Source organism: Pseudonocardia sp. Ae717_Ps2 (assembly GCF_001932475.1).
Classification (GTDB): Bacteria; Actinomycetota; Actinomycetes; order Mycobacteriales; family Pseudonocardiaceae; genus Pseudonocardia.
The window spans coordinates 2518084-2535219 of sequence record NZ_MCIS01000001.1; the positions used below are offsets into that span (position 1 = coordinate 2518084).

General features: G+C 75.3%; 15 protein-coding genes. 7 read left to right on the forward strand and 8 right to left on the reverse strand.

The window, feature by feature from the left end; genetic code table 11:
- Positions 1-151 precede the first annotated feature (151 nt).
- The 4 genes from Ae717Ps2_RS11715 to Ae717Ps2_RS38970 all read right to left on the reverse strand — a co-directional run bounded on the left by Ae717Ps2_RS11715 (position 152) and on the right by Ae717Ps2_RS38970 (position 4518).
- Positions 152-1873, reverse strand: a complete 1722-nt coding sequence (locus Ae717Ps2_RS11715; protein ID WP_075333370.1) for a DUF222 domain-containing protein — start codon at positions 1871-1873, stop codon at positions 152-154.
- Between the two features lie 211 nt (positions 1874-2084).
- Complete coding sequence (locus tag Ae717Ps2_RS11720) at positions 2085-3050, reverse strand: heme-dependent oxidative N-demethylase subunit alpha family protein (RefSeq protein ID WP_075329792.1); 966 nt, start codon at positions 3048-3050, stop codon at positions 2085-2087.
- On the reverse strand, positions 3047-3985 hold the full coding sequence (locus Ae717Ps2_RS38965; protein ID WP_075306606.1) for a PDR/VanB family oxidoreductase: 939 nt from the start codon (positions 3983-3985) through the stop codon (positions 3047-3049). Before Ae717Ps2_RS38965 ends, Ae717Ps2_RS11720 begins: the two co-directional genes overlap by 4 nt.
- Positions 3982-4518 (reverse strand): dimethylamine monooxygenase subunit DmmA family protein, encoded by a 537-nt coding sequence (locus tag Ae717Ps2_RS38970; protein ID WP_075306605.1) that lies wholly within the window; start codon positions 4516-4518, stop codon positions 3982-3984. Before Ae717Ps2_RS38970 ends, Ae717Ps2_RS38965 begins: the two co-directional genes overlap by 4 nt.
- 158 nt (positions 4519-4676) lie before the next feature.
- On the opposite strand from Ae717Ps2_RS38970, the gene Ae717Ps2_RS37320 reads away from it, so the two are divergent.
- Positions 4677-5525 (forward strand): hypothetical protein, encoded by an 849-nt coding sequence (locus tag Ae717Ps2_RS37320; RefSeq protein WP_158071489.1) that lies wholly within the window; start codon positions 4677-4679, stop codon positions 5523-5525.
- Positions 5526-5761: 236 nt separating this feature from the next.
- Positions 5762-7105 (forward strand): AI-2E family transporter, encoded by a 1344-nt coding sequence (locus tag Ae717Ps2_RS11740; RefSeq protein ID WP_075306603.1) that lies wholly within the window; start codon positions 5762-5764, stop codon positions 7103-7105.
- Here the strand turns inward: Ae717Ps2_RS11740 and Ae717Ps2_RS11745 are convergent.
- On the reverse strand, positions 7090-9684 hold the full coding sequence (locus Ae717Ps2_RS11745) for an HAD-IC family P-type ATPase (RefSeq protein WP_075333371.1): 2595 nt from the start codon (positions 9682-9684) through the stop codon (positions 7090-7092). The genes Ae717Ps2_RS11740 and Ae717Ps2_RS11745 overlap by 16 nt on opposite strands.
- 81 nt (positions 9685-9765) lie before the next feature.
- Positions 9766-10950: an acyl-CoA dehydrogenase family protein gene (locus Ae717Ps2_RS11750; RefSeq protein ID WP_075334247.1), complete on the reverse strand. Its 1185-nt coding sequence runs from the start codon at positions 10948-10950 to the stop codon at positions 9766-9768.
- A gap of 125 nt (positions 10951-11075) precedes the next feature.
- Between Ae717Ps2_RS11750 and msrA the strand changes: the two genes are divergently transcribed.
- Entirely contained in the window at positions 11076-11588 is a 513-nt protein-coding gene (gene msrA / locus Ae717Ps2_RS11755) for a peptide-methionine (S)-S-oxide reductase MsrA (RefSeq protein ID WP_020624599.1), read from the forward strand.
- Between the two features lie 79 nt (positions 11589-11667).
- On the opposite strand, the gene Ae717Ps2_RS11760 is transcribed toward msrA, so the two are convergent.
- A complete protein-coding gene (locus Ae717Ps2_RS11760; protein WP_075306601.1) occupies positions 11668-12240 on the reverse strand; it encodes a L,D-transpeptidase in 573 nt (190 codons plus the stop codon).
- Positions 12241-12554: 314 nt separating this feature from the next.
- Here Ae717Ps2_RS11760 and Ae717Ps2_RS11765 point away from each other — a divergent pair, with 314 nt between their 5' ends.
- Positions 12555-13133 (forward strand): hypothetical protein, encoded by a 579-nt coding sequence (locus tag Ae717Ps2_RS11765; protein ID WP_075333372.1) that lies wholly within the window; start codon positions 12555-12557, stop codon positions 13131-13133.
- A gap of 13 nt (positions 13134-13146) precedes the next feature.
- Here Ae717Ps2_RS11765 and Ae717Ps2_RS11770 read toward each other — a convergent pair whose 3' ends face one another.
- Positions 13147-13581, reverse strand: a complete 435-nt coding sequence (locus tag Ae717Ps2_RS11770) for a pyridoxamine 5'-phosphate oxidase family protein (RefSeq protein ID WP_075311844.1) — start codon at positions 13579-13581, stop codon at positions 13147-13149.
- A gap of 82 nt (positions 13582-13663) precedes the next feature.
- Here Ae717Ps2_RS11770 and Ae717Ps2_RS11775 point away from each other — a divergent pair, with 82 nt between their 5' ends.
- From Ae717Ps2_RS11775 to Ae717Ps2_RS11785, 3 genes are all read left to right on the forward strand, one after another.
- Positions 13664-14647 (forward strand): AraC family transcriptional regulator, encoded by a 984-nt coding sequence (locus Ae717Ps2_RS11775; protein ID WP_075306600.1) that lies wholly within the window; start codon positions 13664-13666, stop codon positions 14645-14647.
- Positions 14648-14741: 94 nt separating this feature from the next.
- The gene (locus Ae717Ps2_RS11780; protein ID WP_020624605.1) at positions 14742-15701 is read left to right on the forward strand and encodes a LysR family transcriptional regulator; all 960 of its coding nucleotides are present in this window, start codon (positions 14742-14744) and stop codon (positions 15699-15701) included.
- Between the two features lie 85 nt (positions 15702-15786).
- Positions 15787-17094 (forward strand): FAD-dependent oxidoreductase, encoded by a 1308-nt coding sequence (locus tag Ae717Ps2_RS11785; RefSeq protein WP_075333373.1) that lies wholly within the window; start codon positions 15787-15789, stop codon positions 17092-17094.
- Positions 17095-17136 lie beyond the last annotated feature (42 nt).

The window sequence follows — 17136 nt, forward strand, 5'->3', positions numbered from 1 at the left end:
GATATGGGTGGCGGTGGCAGGAGCGTGCCGGAGCCCGGGGACGGGCCAGCCGCTCAGGAGACCCGCGCAGGAGACCAGGGACGCCTGCCGTGGGCCGGGTGCCGTGCCGTCGCGTTCCGCGGAACGTGGGCGGCGGCACCGGCGCGTCGGGTCAGGCCGCGGCCGTCGATGCCGTATCGGGAGGCAGCAGTGCGTCCAGGATGGGGCCCGGATCGAGGCGGTCGCCGTACCAGTCGGGGGTCAGGGTGTCGCGGTCGATGCGGAGACGGGCTCGGGTGTTGATCTCCAGGAGTGTCTCGGCGCTGCCGTCGAGCGGGGCTCCGGTCGGTCGGACGACGGTGCCGTCGGGGCGGTGGACGGTCCACGTCCCACCGGGCGGGCGGAGGATCACGTAGCCGTGGTCGTGCACGAGCCGGTGGTGGAAGCTGCACAGCAGCACCAGGTTGTCGATGTCGGTGGGGCCGCCGTGCAGCCAGTGCCGGACGTGGTGGGCATGCAGGTGCCGGGTGTGCGCGCAGCCGGGGAACCGGCACCCGGGCCGACCCTCGGCAGCGCCCGCGGCGCTCAGTGCGGCGATCTGGGAGGGACCGGCGAGTCGGCGGGACCGGCCCAGGTAGAGGTGGTTCGCGTGGCGGTCGGTGAGCAGGACGCGGGCGCGCGCGTCGCAGGCGAGCCGCTCGGCCGTCGGCGCGGGGATCTCGGGTCCGCCGTCGAGGCGGGCGGAGCCGGTGGTGGCGTCGACGACCACCGTGACCCGCGTCCCGGGGCGGGACACGACCGGCCCGCCCTCGTCGTCACCCTCACGCGTGACGAGGTCCAGCAGGGCGTCGGCGCGCCGCGCGGCCAGGGTGTCGACGACGGCGCCCGGGGCGTGCTCGGCGGCCTCGCGGGCCCGTTCGTGAGGGCCGACCCGCGGATCGGGCTCGGTTGACGGTGCCGCGGTCGAGGGGGCGACGGCGACGACGTGTGCCTCGATCGCAGCGACCAGGGCCGCGCCGTCGTCGGGGGTGAGGCGGGCGCGCAGGACGAGCGAGCCGTCGCTGTCGTGGTACCAGCTCACACCACGCAGGGCTGCGGTGGTCGCGGGCGGTGCGAGGCGGCGGCGCGCGGCGCGGACCACGCTCTCGACGTGGCTCGCGGTGCCGGTCAGGGCGAGGTCGAGCAGGACCTGCTCCGCGGGCGGAGGCGCGGATGCCGGCGACGGGCCGTGCGCACCGGGGACGGGTGCGCCGGTCGGGCGTCCGGGCGCGGGTGGGGTGTCGTCGGTGCCATGCACGGCCGGGTCGGTGCCGTCTGTGTGTCCGGCTGGGGACGAGGACACGAGGCCCTGGTGCGAGTCGGTCACCGGGCTGGTCCCGGGGTCGTCGCCGGCGCTGCGGGTGGTGCTGTCGTCGCCGGGTCGAGGGTCGGTGGTGGCGTCGGCGTCGAGGTGGGGCGACGCCGCTGTGGTGCAGGGGGCAGGAGTGTGCGGCATGGCGGCCGGTGTGGGAGTGGGAGTGAGGCGGGCGAGGACGGAGTCCTCGGCGCCGGCGAGGCGGGTGATCGCCCGGACCTTGGAGTAGGAGATCCGGCCGGCCGCGAACGCCTCGGTGATCCGGGGCAGCCGGGTCAGTGCGTGCGCGACGCGCAGGTGCTCGGTCGCGGTGCGCAGGCTCATCCCTGCGCGCCAGGTCAGCCAGTGGGCGCAGGACCGGACGCCGACCCCGCACCAGCCGCCGCGGTCGTCGAACTCGGCGAGCAGTCGCAGGAAGCGGCACTCGGCGGCGGCGATGTGGCCGGCGAGACCGAGGAGCTCGGACTCGAGCTCGTGCAGGTCGAGTGGCAGCGGGCCCGGGTCCGCTGCGGGGGTGATCGGCTCGCCGGACGGTTCCACGACGGCTCCTTCATCGAACGTGTGTTCGCACGAGTGTGGCTGAGGGGTCCGACAGTTCGGATTGACCCGTGGTGGGGCCGGGCCTGTGGGGTGCGTTCCGCGGAACGCGCACGGACGCCCGTCGCGACCACCGCAGGCGCCCCCGGTCAGGAGGCTCCCGGTCAGGAGGTGATCCCGGTCAGGAGGCGATCCCGGGCGGGCGCGGCCCTGGTCAGAGCTGGGCGCGCAGCCACTCCGCGGCGATCGAGGCCAGCGGCTCGAGCTCCTTGTACTCCGCGACCTCCGGCGGCAGCGTCTCCAGGACCGACGCGAGACGGCTGCGCCAGGCCGGGACCTGCGCGACCCCGTCGAGCGGCAGCAGGCGGATCCCGATCAGGAACAGCACCGCCCCGGTCAGCGGGAGCCGCACCAGGTGCTGCACCTCGGTGCGCAGGTGTATCTGTCGGCCGGGGTCGGTGAGATCGAGCCGGGTCCGGGCGGGCTGCCAGTGCGGGGCGGCGTCGAGGGACAGGTCGCGGTGGTCGTCGGGCTGCAGACCCCAGTTCAGGCGGCGGTAGGCCTCGCCGGGGTGCAGCCGCAGCAGGAAGCGTTCGGCGCGCTCGAACACGCCGCCGGGTCCGTTCCCGGGGACCGGCCCGTGCAGCTCCCGGAAGCTCATGCCGGCGTCGAACCCGATCGACCACACGGAGGCGAACGCGACGGCACCGGCGTCGAGCCACAGCGCGTCGTCGCGGGCGCCGAGCACGACCACGTCCTCCGCGACGAGCCGGGACACCCAGCGCAACGGGTGTTCGGGGAGGGTGGCGTCGTCGCCGAACACGAACTCCCGGTCGGTGCCGGTGGCCGTGTCACGGAACCGCCACCCGCCGGCCCGGCCGGGGATGCGGGTCAGGGTGCAGGTGCCGGGCTGCTCGGCGGCGAGCCGACCGAGCAGGTACAGACAGGCGTCCCAGCAGGACGCGCGGGCGTGCGGCGCGGCGACGAACCGGGCGGGCTCGCGGTCCAGGATCGACGCGCGCTCGGCGGCGACGGCGGGTCGGTCCGGGCCGTCGTGCAGGATCCGCCCGCCCCAGGAGCCCGCCTCGCTGCGGCGCTCGACCCCGGCCGGTTCGACGTTCGCGCTGATCCGGTAGGTCGGGTGCGGCAGCGGGAACGGGTAGTCGTCGACGCCGGTCACAGGTCCAGCTCCAGTGTCGCCCCGGCGGCGCGGGACACGCAGAGCGCCATCCGGTCGGCGCGCTCGTCGGCGGTCAGGACCGTGTCGCGGTGCTCGACCCCGCCGTCGACGACGGGGGTCACGCACTCCCCGCAGACCCCGCGCCGGCACATCGCGGGCGCGGTGACCCCGGCTCGGTGCACGGCGTCGAGCAGGGTCTCGTGGGCACCGACCTCGACCGTGCGGCCGCTGCGGCACAGCACAGCGCGGAACGGGGTGCCGGGCTCGGGCTCGCCGACGAACGCCTCGGCGTGGATGCGGGCGTCGACCCAGTGCGCGGCGCGGGCGGTCCGGGCGGTCGCGGCGATCAGGCCGGGCGGGCCGCAGGTGTAGACGTGGCTGCCGAACGGTGCCGTGCCCAGCAGCCGCTCCAGCGCGGCCCGGGCCTCGACGCGGCCGGTCGCCTCGACGAGCCGGTCCCCGCAGAGTGCGCGCAGCGCGTCGCGGTGCGGTGCGGGGCCGGGGCGGTGCACCGTGAGCACGGTGTACGGGTTCCCCCAGAACGCGTGCCAGCGGGCGTGGGACAGGACCGCGGTCACCCCGATCCCGCCCGCGACGAGCAGGTGGTGGCGCGCGGTGTCGACCGGCGGGAACGAGCTGCGCGGCGTCGTCGCCACGACCGCGTCACCCGGGACGAGACCGTGCGCCCACACCGAGCCGCCACGGGAGTCCGGGCGCCGCGCGACCGAGACGTGCCACCGGTCGGGTGCGGGGGACGGCGCGGTCAGCGAGTAGGAGTTCCAGCGGCCCGGCGCCCATTCGACGCCGATGTGGCCGCCGGGCGGCGCCGCGGGCAGTGACCCGGTCCCCGGCGCGGCGGCGAGCTCCAGCGAACGGACGTCGGGCGCGGCGTCGGTGACCGCGACGACCCGCAGGTGCACCCCCGGCCGGGTCACGGCGCCCGCTGCGGCGTGGGTGCGCCGAGGAACGCCCCGAGCCGGCGCGAGTGGTGCCCGGCGACGTGCAGCACGACCCGGCAGCCGGGACAGGCCACGGCGTCCCCGACGGCCGCGTGCACGACGACGTGCCGGTGGCAGTGTCCGCAGTGCACCGTCCGGTCCCGGGTGGCGTGGGCGACGTCGGTCGGGACCAGGACGAGCTCCTCGTCGAGGGCGCCACGGTGCAGCGCAGCGGCGCGCACGGCCTGCACGAGCGCCTCGGGCCCGGTGACCAGGATCCGGGTGCCGGTGACCAGCGTCGCGAGCTCCCGGTCGAGCAGCGTCGCAGCGTCCGCGCCGGCAGGGAGCCGGACCAGGCGGTCGGCGGGCCCGAGGTCGGGAGCGGGCGCGGAGCCGCAGACGACGACCAGGTGCGGTGACCCGCCGCGGTCGGCCGGACCGGCGTAACGCGGCACCGTGGTCCACTCCGGTGCGACGTGCACGGACGGGACGGCCGCGCCGGTGCGCAGCGGGCGGACGGGGTCGGGCATGACGGAGAGTGATCATACGGGCGTCGCGTGAACACCACATGGCGCCCAGCGAATGCGCAGGTCGCCATTTCTGGTGAAACTGTCGCCGAGTCGGTCACGATCTCGGCGCCGGCGCGATGAACTGCGTGAAGCGCCCGCACGTCGGAGAGGGGGACGTCATGGACGGCACGCCGTACCGCCCGCGGCACGCCCTGCGTGAGACCCCGCCCACGATCGCCGTCCCGGCGCAGCGGGGCGCCCCGCGGGCCGAGGCCGTGACCCGGCCGGACTCCGTTACCCGGCCGGACTCCGTTACCCGGCCGGACACCGAGACCCGGCCGGACACCGACGAGCAGCACAGCGCGGGTCCGTGGTGGGCGACGGTCCCGGCGCCCCGGGACGGCACCGCGCACCCCGCACCGCCCGCCCCGGCGCCCGAGCGGCCCTGGTTCACCCCGGTCCCGGTCGTCGTCGAGCCCGCGGCCGGGCCCGGCGCCGACGGGAGACTGCCCGGGTTCCCGACCGCGCTGCTGCCGCGCCGCCGTCGTCCGCTGGCGGTCGGTGCGGGCCTGGCCGGCGCGATCGCGGGGATGCTCGTCGTGTTCGCGGTGGTCGTCGGCGCCGCGGGGGCGGCGGGCCGCGGGATCGAGGACGCCGCCACGGCGACGGCCGCGGTCGGCGACTGGCGCGCCGCGGGCGGCCAGGTGCACGTCACCGCGATCACCGAGGCCCTGCGCGACATCGCCCGGGCAGGGTCGGACGGCGGGATCCCGGCCCTGGTCGAGGCCTGCCGCGGCCTGCGCGACGAGGTCGCCTCCGCCCAGGCGTACCCGGCGATCCCCGACGCCGTCGCCCAGACGTACTGGCGCGACGGGCTCGCGGCGGGCGCCGACGCCGCCCGGCACTGCATCGCGGGGGCGTCACTGGGCGACCCCGGACTGCTCGGCGACGCGGCCCGGGAGCTGAACGGGATGAGCTCGCAGCTGGGCGCGGTCGCCGACCGGCTCACGCTGCTGTCCGGCGGCTGAGCGGCGGGCACTCCGCACCCGGTGCGTCCGCGCCGCCGCGCCCCTCCATCGGCTTCGCGGGCCCCTGTGGGCGGTGCTCCACGACCGGCCCGCCGAGTCCCGTCACCTTGCCGACGTCCTCTCGGAGGCCCCTCTGTCCGCGACGCGCGGGCGTGGCGTGTCGTTGCGGCGGGCATCGGAGCCCCTGCGCCGCTAGGGTTCCCGCCGCAGGTCAACCGGGACGAACGGAGTGGGTCATGGATTCGGGGGCGCAACCGGCCGCGCGTGCCGAGGACGGTGGGGCGCGGCGGGACCCGGCGGAGGGCGGACTGCTGAACCCGTCGCCGACGGCCGGGGCCGCGAGCCGCGGCACCCTCATCGGCAACGGGCTCACCTGGGTGGCGGCGTGGAGCCTGCGGGTCGCGCTGATCTCCCTGGGGCTGGTCATCCTCGGCTACGTCACCGGCATGCTGTGGGTCGTCGTCTGGCCGGTGCTGCTCGCGATCCTGCTGGCCACCGTCCTGCGTCCGCCCGCGGCGCTGCTCATCCGGTGGCGGTTCCCACCCGCGGCCGCCTCGGCGCTGGTGCTGCTCGTCGGCATCGCCGCGGTGACCGGCCTGTTCGTGGGCATCGCGCCGTCGATCGCCGGGCAGACCCAGCAGATCACCTCCGGCGTGATCGCGGCGCTCGGCCAGATCCAGCAGTGGATCTCCGGTCCACCGCTGAACCTCGGTGAGAGCCAGATCGGCGACATCATCACCCAGGTCACCCAGCAGCTGCAGCAGAGCGCGACCTCCATCGCCGGCGGCGTCCTGACCGGGGTGTCCACCGTCGCGTCCGGACTGGTCTCGCTGGTGCTGGCCCTGGTGCTGACGTTCTTCTTCGTCAAGGACGGGCCGCGGTTCCTGCCGTGGCTGACCTCGATCACCGGGCGCAGCGCGGGCGGGCACATCGCCGAGGTGCTGCGCCGGATGTGGGACGTCCTCGGCGGGTTCATCCGCGTCCAGGCGCTGGTGAGCCTCATCGACGCCGTGTTCATCGGCATCGGCCTGGTGCTGCTGGGGATCCCGCTGGCGCTGCCGCTGGCCGTGCTGACCTTCATCGGTGGGTTCATCCCGATCGTCGGTGCGGTCGTCGCGGGCTCGCTGGCGGTCCTCATCGCGCTGGTCACGCAGGGTTTCGGCACCGCGGTCGCGGTGGTGGTGCTGGTCGTGGCGGTGCAGCAGATCGAGGGCAACGTGCTGCAGCCCTTCCTGCAGGGCCAGAGCCTCAAGCTGCACGGCGCGGTCGTGCTGCTGGCGGTGACGGCGGGCGGCTCGCTCGCCGGGATCGCCGGCGCGTTCCTCGCGGTGCCGGTCGCGGCCGTCGTCGCGGTGCTGCTGCGCTACCTCGGCGAGCAGATCGACCTGCGGGACCGCCGCTTCTCCGGCGTCGACGACATCGCCGCCGCGGGCCCGCCGGTCGCCGCCGCCCACGACGCGGCACCCGCCGACACCTCCACGGCGGGGGACCCGGACCGGGAGACGGAGGGCGCCGGGAGCGGCCCCGGGAACGGTTCCGTGCCCGCCCCGCCGGACTCCGCCCGTCAGGACGGCGGCTGACCGACCCGTCCGGGCAGCCGGTCGGTCCCCAGCAGCCGGTCCATCACCCGGAACCGGAGCACCACCCACATCACGGCGAACCAGCAGACCAGGGCCGGCAGCACGACCAGGACCACCGGCGGCGCCGCGCCGGTGAGCCCGACGTACGACGACAGCGCCGGGGTCCCGACCACGCCCGCGAACACCAGGGTCAGGCCCAGCACCAGCCAGGCCGGGCGACGGTCGTGCACCGGCGCCGTCCACGCCGCGAGGAACCGGTGCGGTGGCAGCAGGAACAGGATCAGGACGAACGACGCCAGCCCCACGAACGTCGACAGCCCGGTCTGCGCGCCGAGCGTCGCGGCCGCCTCGGCGAAGTCGGCGTCGGTGCCGTAGGTCAGCCCGGTGTAGCTCTGGAACTGGGCGATCACCTGCTCCGGGGTCCGCCCGCTGGTGAAGCCCTGCAGGATGCCCTGGTAGAGCAGCGTGTAGACGACCGTCCCCGCGCCCGCAGTCACCACCGAGGCCGGCACCACGAAGCGGGCGAGGTTGCCCAGCAGGTCCGGGTCCGGCTCGGACGGCGTCGCCCACAGCGTCAGGAACAGCGTCGGCACGCCGACGGTCAGCAGCGTCAGCCCGACCTGGGTGGGGGAGTAGGGGAACCCGAGCCCGAGCATGGTCACGGCCATGATCACCAGGCCCTGGGTGGCGACCCGGGTGAGGAACACGTACATCGACACCGCGATGCCGTCGATGATCCGGCGCCCCTCGCTGCGTGCCGGCAGCAGCGCGGCGAACGAGTCGTCGACGAGCACGATGTCGGCGACGTCGCGGGTCACCGCCGAACCGCTGCGCATCGCGACGCCGACGTGGGCCCGTTTGAGTGCCCGCGCGTCGTTGACGCCGTCGCCGAGCATCGCGACGTGCGCACCGCCCCGGCGCAGGCTCGCGACGATCCGCTCCTTCTGCTCCGGGGCGACCCGCCCGAAGACCGTGGTTCGGGCGACCAGCGCGTCGAGCGCGGCCCGGCGGTCGGCAGTGATGTCGGCAGAGTCGGCGGAGTCGGCGGAGTCGCTGGACTCGGTGGAGTCGGCGAGCTCCGCGGCCTCCGACCCGTCGACCGGCTCGCCGACGTCGAGCCCGGCCTGGGCGGCGAGCGCGGCGACGGTGCGCGGGTCGTCGCCGGACAGCACTTTCACCGCGACCCCGTCCGCGGCGAACCGCTCCAGGGCGTCGGCGACGCCGGGACGCAGCTCGTCCGACAGCGCCACCAGCGCCACCGGGACCAGGTCGGGCAGGGCGGGACGGCCGTCGTCGCCGCGCAGCCCGGCAGCCGGCCGCGCGGACCGGGCCAGCAGCAGCACCCGCAGCTCGGCGGCGGCGCGTGCCGCCACCCGGTTGGCGACGGCGTCCGGGTCGCCCAGGTGCGGGGCGAGCACGTCCGGGGCGCCGAGCACGAACGCCTCGCCGTCGGTGGTGACCTGCCCGGACCAGCGCAGCGACGAGGTGAACGGGACCTCGTCGCGCAGCTCGGACGGGGCGCCGGGCAGCGCGGCGGCGAGTGCGGCGGTGGTGGGGTTCGGGTCGGTCACCGAGGCCGCGAAGCGGGCGAGCGCGGGGCCCGGCTCGGTCCCGTCGAGCGGGTCGACACGGTCCAGGCGCAGCGCGCCGGTGGTCAGGGTGCCGGTCTTGTCGGTGCACACGACGTCGACGTGGGTGACCGCCTCCACCGCGTTGACCCGCTGGACCAGGGCGCCGCGCCCGGCGAGCCGGGCCGCACCCCGGGTGTAGGCGACGGCGATGAGGAAGAACAGGCCGTAGGGGACCAGCCCGGACAGCACCGCGGTGATCTGCACGACCCGCAGCAGCGAGAACCCCTCCAGGAACGCCTGGGCCAGGATCGCGCCGCTCATCAGCACGACCAGCACCATCGTCAGCCGTACGACGAAGTCGATGCGCCGCTGCAGCGGTGTCGCCTCGGTGGTGTCCGCGCGGGCCTGCAGCGTCAGCCGGCCGGCGTAGCTGTCGACGCCGACGGCGGTCGCGCGCTGGCGGGCGGTCCCGGTCACGCAGTGGCTGCCCGAGCGCAGCAGGTCGCCGGGATCCTTGACGACCGGGTCGGACTCGCCGGTGAGCAGCGACTCGTCGGCCTCGGCCCGCCCGGTCAGCACCGGCCCGTCGACGACGACCTGCTCGCCCGCCCGCACCACCAGCACGTCCCCGACGACGACGTCGGCGGCCGGGACCCGCTGCTCGACACCGTCGCGCACGACGGTGACCTCCGCGGCGTCGAGCAGCTGCAGCCGGTCCAGCTTCCGCTTGGCGCGCATCTCCTGCGCCGCCCCGACGACGGCGTTGACCAGGCCGAGCCCCACGCTGGTCAGGGCGTCGCCGTAGCGACCCAGCACCAGCAGGGCCAGCCCGATCGCGAACAGGATCGTGTTGTAGAAGGAGAAGACGTTGGTGCGCAGGATCCGCCCGTAGCCGCGCGTCCCGGCGCTCACCGGCGCGTTCGTCCGGCCCGCGCGGCGCGCCGCCGCGACCTGCGCCGCGGTCAGCCCGTCGTCGGGTGCCGTCTGGACGGTCTCGGCCGTCGTCACACCGTCCCCTCTCCGCCGTCGATCCCCGTGCGGCGATCGTGGCAGGCCGGGATGTGTGCCGACTGTGCGCGAGCTGAGCGCTCACCAGCGCTGCAGACCCCCGCGCTTGACGAGCTGGGCGGCGATCACGTTGCGCTGGATCTCGTTGGTGCCCTCCCCGACGATCATCAGCGGGGCGTCGCGGAAGTACCGCTCGACGTTGAACTCGGTGGAGTAGCCGTAGCCGCCGTGGATGCGCACCGCGTCGAGGGCGACCTCCATGGCGGTCTCGGAGGCGAACAGCTTCGCCATGCCGGCCTCCATGTCGCACCGCTGCCCGGACTCGTACTTCCGGGCGGCGTGCAGGATCAGGGTCCGCGCAGCGGTGATCTTCGTGGCCATGTCGGCGAGGTGGTTGCCGACCGACTGGTGCTGCCAGATCGGCTTGCCGAACGACTCCCGCTCCTGGGCGTAGGCCAGGGAGTCGGCCAGAGCGGCGTCGGCGACGCCGAGTGCGCGCGCGGCGACCTGGATCCGGCCGGTCTCCAGGCCCTTCATCATCTGGGCGAAGCCGTGTCCCGGCTCTCCGCCGAGCACCGCGTCGGCGGGGACGGCCATGTCGGTGAAGGCCAGCTCGCAGGACTCGACCCCCTTGTAGCCGAGCTTGGGCAGGTCCCGGGACACGGTCAGGCCGGGACCGTGCTCGACGAGCAGCACCGAGATGCCGCGGTGCCGCGGCTCGGCGGTCGGGTCGGTCTTGCACATCAGCGCGATCAGCCCCGAGCGCCGCGAGTTGGTGATCCAGGTCTTGGCGCCGTTCACCACCCACCCGTCGTCCGTGCGACGGGCGTGGGTCGTCATCGCCTGCAGGTCCGAGCCGCCGCCGGGCTCGGTCAGCGCCATCGTCGCGCGCAGCTCGCCGGTGGCCATCCGCGGCAGGTACCGGTCCTGCTGCTCCCGGGTGCCGAAGGCGACCAGCAGCTTCGCCACGACGGTGTGCCCGCCCATCGCGCCGGCCAGGCTCATCCAGCCGCGGGCCAGCTCGGCCGTGACCAGGGCGTAGCAGGGCATCGAGACCGGCGCCTCGCCCCACGGCTCGGGGACCGCGAGCCCGAAGATCCCGAGCTCCTTCATCTGCTCGATGAGCCCCTCGGGATAGGTGTTCGCGTGCTCCAGCTCCCGCACCACCGGGCGGACGTCCCGGTCGACGAAGTCGCGCACCGTCTCCACGACCGCCCGCTCCTCGGTGCTCAACCCCGTGTCCGACCCGGCGCTCTGCCCGTCCATGCGACCGAGCATCGGTCATCGACCGGGGACCCCGCGAGCCGGGGTGACCGGTCGTGTGCGACGGAACATCCGCGGCGGTGGGACCGTTGTAGGTTCCGAGACCCGACACAGGGAGGTTCATCCCCATGACCGAGACCGCGATCCTCGCCGGTGGCTGCTTCTGGGGCGTCCAGGAGCTGCTGCGCGCGCGTCCGGGCGTCGTCTCCACCCGGGTCGGCTACTCCGGCGATCCGAACACCCCGAACGCCACCTACCGGCGCCACGGTGACCACGCCGAGGCCGTCGAGATCGTCTTCGACCCGGAGCGGATCTCCTACCGCGAGATCCTGGAGTTCTTCTTCCAGATCCACGACCCGTCGACGAAGGACCGCCAGGGCAACGACATCGGCCGCAGCTACCGCTCCGCGATCTTCTACACCACCGAGGAGCAGCGGGCCGTCGCCCTGGACACGATCGCCGACGTCGACGCTTCCGGGCTCTGGCCGGGCCGCGCGACCACCGACGTGGAGCCGGCCGGCGACTTCTGGGAGGCCGAGCCGGAGCACCAGGACTACCTGCAGAAGTTCCCCTACGGCTACACCTGTCACTTCCCGCGCCCGAACTGGGTGCTGCCGCGGCGGACGGCCAGCACGGGCTGAGGCCCTCCGCTCCCAGCACGTACGGACCGGCCCGCGACCACGCGTCGCGGGCCGGTCCCGTGTGTGAAGGCGGCAGGGCTCAGAGGTGGCCGCGGCCCTCGGCGCGGTGCCGGCGTTCCACCGACCCGTTCACGACCTGCACCTTGTCCCCGACCTGCAGGGTCTCGAAGAACCGCCGGGCATCGCGGGTGCGGAGCTTCACGCAGCCCGCCGACTCCCGGCTGAGGTCCCCGCCGTGGAAGGCGATCCCGCCGTCGGCGAAGAACACCGACCACGGCATCCGCGCCGGACGGCCGTCCGGGCCCGGGTACTCGCCGCTGCGGTGGTCGGCCTCCTTGCGGTACACCCGGAACGAGTGCCCGACCGGGGTGGCCTTCCCCTCGCCGCCGGTGGTGACCGGGAACGGGCCGTCGGCGACCCTGCCGTCGCGGACCAGCCACGCCTGCCGCGTCTCGAGGTCCACGCAGGCGCGCACCGACGCCGAGCACGGTGTCCCCGGGGCCGCGGGTTCGGCGTGCGCCTGCTGCGCGACCCGGCTCTGCTCCGGGTCGGCGGTGGCGATCGCGGTCCCACCCAGCCCCACCCCGGCCACGAGCACGAGACCGGTCACCAGCACACGGCGACGGCGACGGAGCCGCTCGGTCCGGGACATGCCCACCTCCCACGCCACAGATCACCCACCCGGGTGACAACAGGGCAGACGCCCGTCCGGATGTCGCGGTTGCGCGGGAGCGTCCCGTGGCGGCGAGTGGCCAGCAGTGCACGGCGAACGGGTGGGCGGTGGGCCCGGCGGCGGACCGATGGCCGGTCGACCGCCCGGGTACGGGAGCGGACCGTGCGGCGTCCGGGGGCGTGATCTACGTCCCGACGGGATGTCACGGCGCGATAACGGGGGTAGGTCTCGGTGATCGCCTCCTCACCCGCGGTGGTGGGGACGCCCACTCGTGACCGACCCCAGGAGGAACGATGCGCGCAGCCGACCGTCCGGGCTCCGAGCCGGGACCTGCCGACCGGCTCCGTCGTCGGGCGTCCCGTCGCGAGGACCTGCTCGCGGTGCTGTGCGGGCTGCTCGCCGCCTGCGGGCTCGTCGTGGCGTGGCTCGCCGGTGCCGCGGCCCACGGGACGGTGCTCGAGCGCGGCGCGGTCGAGGCCCGGCAGCGCGTGCCGGTCGAGGCGACGGTCACCGCGCGGGCGAACGCGGTCGGGGACCTGCAGACCGGGCAGCAGTCGCTCACGCTGAGCTGGACCGGGCCGGACGGACTGCCGCACTCCGGGGGCAGCTCGCTGCCCGGCATCTACGACGTGGGCGACCGGGTGTCGGCCTGGGTCGGTACCGACGGCAGGCTGGCGCCGCCGCCGTCGACCCCGGCCGACGCCGTCACGGTCGCCGTCGCGGCCGGGTTCCTCACCGCCGCCGGGTGGGCCGGCGGGGTACTGGTCGTCGGGCGGCTGGCCTTCGCCTGGAACGGGCGCACGTTCGCCCGCGCCTGGGCGGAGGACTGGGCCGCCGTCGAGCCCGAGTGGTCGGGCCGCCGCACCCCCTGACCCGGGCGACGCGTCAGAACATCAGCCGCCGTACCCGTTCGGGGTGGATCACCAGCCGCACCTGGTCCTCGGCGAGGATTGCCGCGAGGTCCGCGGCCCGCGTGGGGTCGTCGAGGTCCCAGTAGCGCTGCGCCAGACGCTGCGCCAGCGCGTGCGCCCCGTCGGTCTCGACGGTCGTGCCCCCCTCGACCGCGATCCAACGCTCCCGTTCCCCGACCGGAGCGGCGACGACGAGCGAGGCCCGCGGGTCCTTCCGCCTGCGCCGGATGTGCAGCGACTCCGGTCCGGTGAACAGCTGCACCGTGCCGTCGTCGGTCGCCTCGAACCAGACCGGGCGGGGCTGCGGCGGCACCGGGCCGCCCGCCACACTGAGGAAGCCGTGCAGCGGGCGGGCGAGGAAGGCGCGGTCGTCGTCGGTCAGTGCCGTGCGGATGTCGGTGGTGGGCATGGCGTCCACGACACCAGCACGACGCGGACGACGACATGGGTGAGACACCGGATCTCCTGTCCGATCGTCTAACCTCGGTGCGGTGGACCCCTTCGGCGACCTCGTCCGCGGGTTGCGCTCGCACGGCTCGCTGTTCGGCAGCACCACCCTGACCCCGCCCTGGTCGCTGCACTTCGTCGACGGCGCACCGCTGACCCTGTGCGCGATGCTCACCGGCGCGGGGTGGATCGTCGTGCCCGGCGCCGACCCGGTGCGGCTCACCGCGGGGGAGACCGCCGTCGTACGCGGGCCCGCCGGGTTCCACGTGGTCGACGAGGTCGGCACCCCGGCCGAGCCGATCGTCTGCGGTGTGGACTGCGCGACGCCCGAGCAGGGCGGCACCCGCCACCGGCTCGGCTGGCACGACCCGGCGCCGGCACCGGACGGCGACGCGAGCACCCTGATCACCGCGGCCTCCGTGGCCGGGGGCGAGGTCGGCGCCCGGCTGCTCGACGCGCTCCCGCCGGTCCTGCGGGTCGGCGCCGGGGGCAGCGGGGACACGGTGCTCGACCACGTGGCCGCCGAGGTCGCCGTCGACGCGCCGGGGCAGCAGGTCGTGCTCGACCGGCTCCTGGACTGGCTGCTGGTCTGCACCCTGCGCGAGTGGTTCGACCGGGCCGACGGCAGCCGCCCGCGCTGGTGGGCCGCCCAGCACGACCCGGTGGTCGGGCGGGCGCTGCGGCTGCTGCACGCCGACCCCGCCGCGGCCTGGACCGTCGCCGGGCTCGCCGCCGCCACCGGGGTGTCCCGGGCGACGCTGGCCAAGCGGTTCACCGACCGGGTAGGCGAGCCGCCGCTCACCTACCTCACCGGCTGGCGGATGACCCTGGCCGCGGACCTGCTGCTCGCCGAGCCCGACGCGACGCTGGCCGGCATCGCGCGCCGGGTCGGGTACGCCGACCCGTTCGGCTTCAGCGCGGCGTTCACCCGGGTCCGCGGCGTCACCCCCAGCGCGTTCCGCCGGGGCGGGTCGCGAGGCGGGCGGCCCGGCGAGCGGGCGGATGCTCCGGACGGGGTGAGCGGCTAGCCTGCAGCGCCGTGACCACCGTCGCCGTCCTGCACCGCGCCCTCGGCCGCACCTCCGGTGTGACCGCCGTCGTCGTCTCCGTCAGCGGCCGGTCGTGACGGTCCCGCCGCACCCACCGTCGGTCCGGCTGGCGAACCTCGACCTCAACCTGCTCGTCTCGTTGCGCGAGCTGCTGCGCGAGCGCAACGTCACCCGGGCCGCCGCCCGGATCGGCATCTCCCAGCCGGCCGCCAGTGCGGCCCTGTCCCGGCTGCGCCGGCACTTCGACGACGAGCTGCTGTCCCGCCATCCCGGCGGCTACGTGCTCACCCCGCTCGCCGCCCAGCTCGTCGACCAGGTGGAGGGCGTCTGCTCGGCCGCCGAGCGGCTGTTCGGCACCGGCCACGGCTTCGACCCGTCGACGGCCCGGCGCGGGTTCACCCTGCTCGTCGCCGACTACACCGTCGCCGTCCTCGGGCCCGCGCTGTCCGCGGCGGCGGCCCGGCGCGCCCCCGGCGTCGAGCTGCGGCTGCGGCTGGTCCGCGAGTCGTTCTCCGCCGACATCGGCGAGACCATCCGGCTCATCGACGGGCTCATCGCCCCGCCCGCCGCCCGCTTCGAACGCCCCGAGCTGCGCTCCACCGCCCTGTTCGACGACCGCTGGGTCTGCGTCGTCGACGCCGCCAACCCGGTCGCTGCCGGGCCGGACCCGACCCTGGACCTCGACGAGCTCGCCGCGATGCCCTGGGTGGTCCCGTTCGCCCCGGACCGGGGCATGTCGGCGGCGGCGCCGATGACCCGCCAGCTCGCCCGCCTCGGCGTCGAGCCCGACATCCGGGTGCGGGTCGAGAGCTACCTGTCGGTGCCGTACATGGTGGTCGGCACCAACCGCGTCGCGCTGCTGCAGGAGCGACTCGCCCGCCAGGTCGCCGACGGCCTCGGACTGGTCGTGCTGCCCTGCCCCGGGGACCCCGGACCGATCCGCGAGCGCCTCTGGTGGCACACCGACCTCGACCCGGACCCGGCCCACCAGTGGTTGCGCGAGCTCCTCGTCGAGCTGTCGGCCACCCTGTAGAGCTGCGACTATTCGTCCGGTCGATGGTCCGGCAGGCGAACGTTCTATTTCCGGGACGGTGCGCGCCGTTCCTAGTGTGTGAGCCATGCCTCACCCGCTGACGCCCCTGCCGGTCCACACCGTGATCCGGGACGCCCCGCTGCAGGCCGGTGACCCGGCCGAGCACGCGGTGACCGCCGACGTCTGCGTCGTCGGCTCCGGCATCGCCGGCCTGTCCGCCGCCGTCGAGTCCGCCCGCCTCGGCCGCGACGTCGTCCTCGTCGACGCCGCCCCCGTCCTCGGCGGGCAGATGGTGAACTCGCTGATCGGGCTGTTCTGCGGGGTCTACGGCAACGGTCCGGAGTTCCGGCAGCTGACCCATGGGCTGTTCGACTCCCTGTTCCCCGAGCTCGAGGCGAGCGGCGACCTGTTCCGCCGCTCCGGCCACACCCTCACCGTCGGCTACGACGAGGTGCGCCTGGGCCGCTGGGTCGAGGACACCGTCCGTGCCCACGGCATCAGGGTCCTCACCAACGCCACCCTCACCGGCGTCGAGCGCGACGGCGACCGTGTCCTCGGCGCCCGCCTCGCCACCCGCTACGGCGCCGTCGACGTCACCGCGGCCGGATTCGTCGACGCCAGCGGCGACGCCGCGCTCGCCTGGGCCGCGGGCCTGGAGTGCCGGCTGCCCGACCGGGAGATCTACGGCAGCCAGCAGCTCGTCGTCGAGCATCTCGACGCCAGTGCCGCCCCCGAGCCGGCCGAGCTCGCCGAGCGGGTCGCGGCCAAGGCGGGCGACTACGGCCTGCTCCGCCGCGACGGCCTGGCTTTCTACTTCCCGGGGCGCGACACGGCCGTGCTCAACATGACCCACATCGAGGCGCCGCTGGACCCGTTCGCCGCCGCCGAGGCCCAGCTGGAGGGGAAGGCGCAGGCCGACCGGGTCGTCGAGTTCCTGCGCGCGGAGTTCCCCGAGGTGTTCGGCAAGGCCGCGGTGCGCTCCTACGGGCTGCCCGGCCGTCGCCAGACCCGCTGGATCGCCGCCGTCCACCAGCTGACCGTCGAGGAGGTGCGCGCCGGGGTCCGCTTCGACGACGCCGTGGCCCGCACCGCGTGGCCGATCGAGCTGCACGACAGCCCCGACGGCTACGTCTGGGAGACCTTCGACGCCGACCACCTGCACTACGTGCCGCTGCGCTCGATGCTGCCGCCCGGCGCGTCCAACCTGGTCGCCGCGGGCCGCTGCATCGACGGCGACGCCGCCGCCCTGTCCAGCGTGCGCGTCATGGGCCCGTGCGCGGCGATGGGCCACGCCGCCGCACACGCCCTCGACCTCGCCGGACCGGCGGGCAGCCTGCACGACGTGCCCGCCGGTGCCCTCACCGACCGGATCCGGGAGAACGTCGACGGCTGACCCGGCCCCCGCCGCCACCACCACGAGGAGACAGGCAACGAT

What these genes read in the sequence shown, in the direction of transcription:
- Ae717Ps2_RS11785 (WP_075333373.1), top strand. Translation starts at nt 15,787, where the DNA reads ATGCCTCACCCGCTGACGCCCCTGCCGGTCCACACCGTGATCCGGGAC.
- Ae717Ps2_RS11770 (WP_075311844.1), bottom strand. Translation starts at nt 13,581, where the DNA reads ATGCCCACCACCGACATCCGCACGGCACTGACCGACGACGACCGCGCC.
- Ae717Ps2_RS11760 (WP_075306601.1), bottom strand. Translation starts at nt 12,240, where the DNA reads ATGTCCCGGACCGAGCGGCTCCGTCGCCGTCGCCGTGTGCTGGTGACC.
- Ae717Ps2_RS11740 (WP_075306603.1), top strand. Translation starts at nt 5,762, where the DNA reads ATGGATTCGGGGGCGCAACCGGCCGCGCGTGCCGAGGACGGTGGGGCG.
- Ae717Ps2_RS11765 (WP_075333372.1), top strand. Translation starts at nt 12,555, where the DNA reads ATGCGCGCAGCCGACCGTCCGGGCTCCGAGCCGGGACCTGCCGACCGG.
- msrA (WP_020624599.1), top strand. Translation starts at nt 11,076, where the DNA reads ATGACCGAGACCGCGATCCTCGCCGGTGGCTGCTTCTGGGGCGTCCAG.
- Ae717Ps2_RS38970 (WP_075306605.1), bottom strand. Translation starts at nt 4,518, where the DNA reads ATGCCCGACCCCGTCCGCCCGCTGCGCACCGGCGCGGCCGTCCCGTCC.
- Ae717Ps2_RS11750 (WP_075334247.1), bottom strand. Translation starts at nt 10,950, where the DNA reads ATGGACGGGCAGAGCGCCGGGTCGGACACGGGGTTGAGCACCGAGGAG.
- Ae717Ps2_RS37320 (WP_158071489.1), top strand. Translation starts at nt 4,677, where the DNA reads ATGGACGGCACGCCGTACCGCCCGCGGCACGCCCTGCGTGAGACCCCG.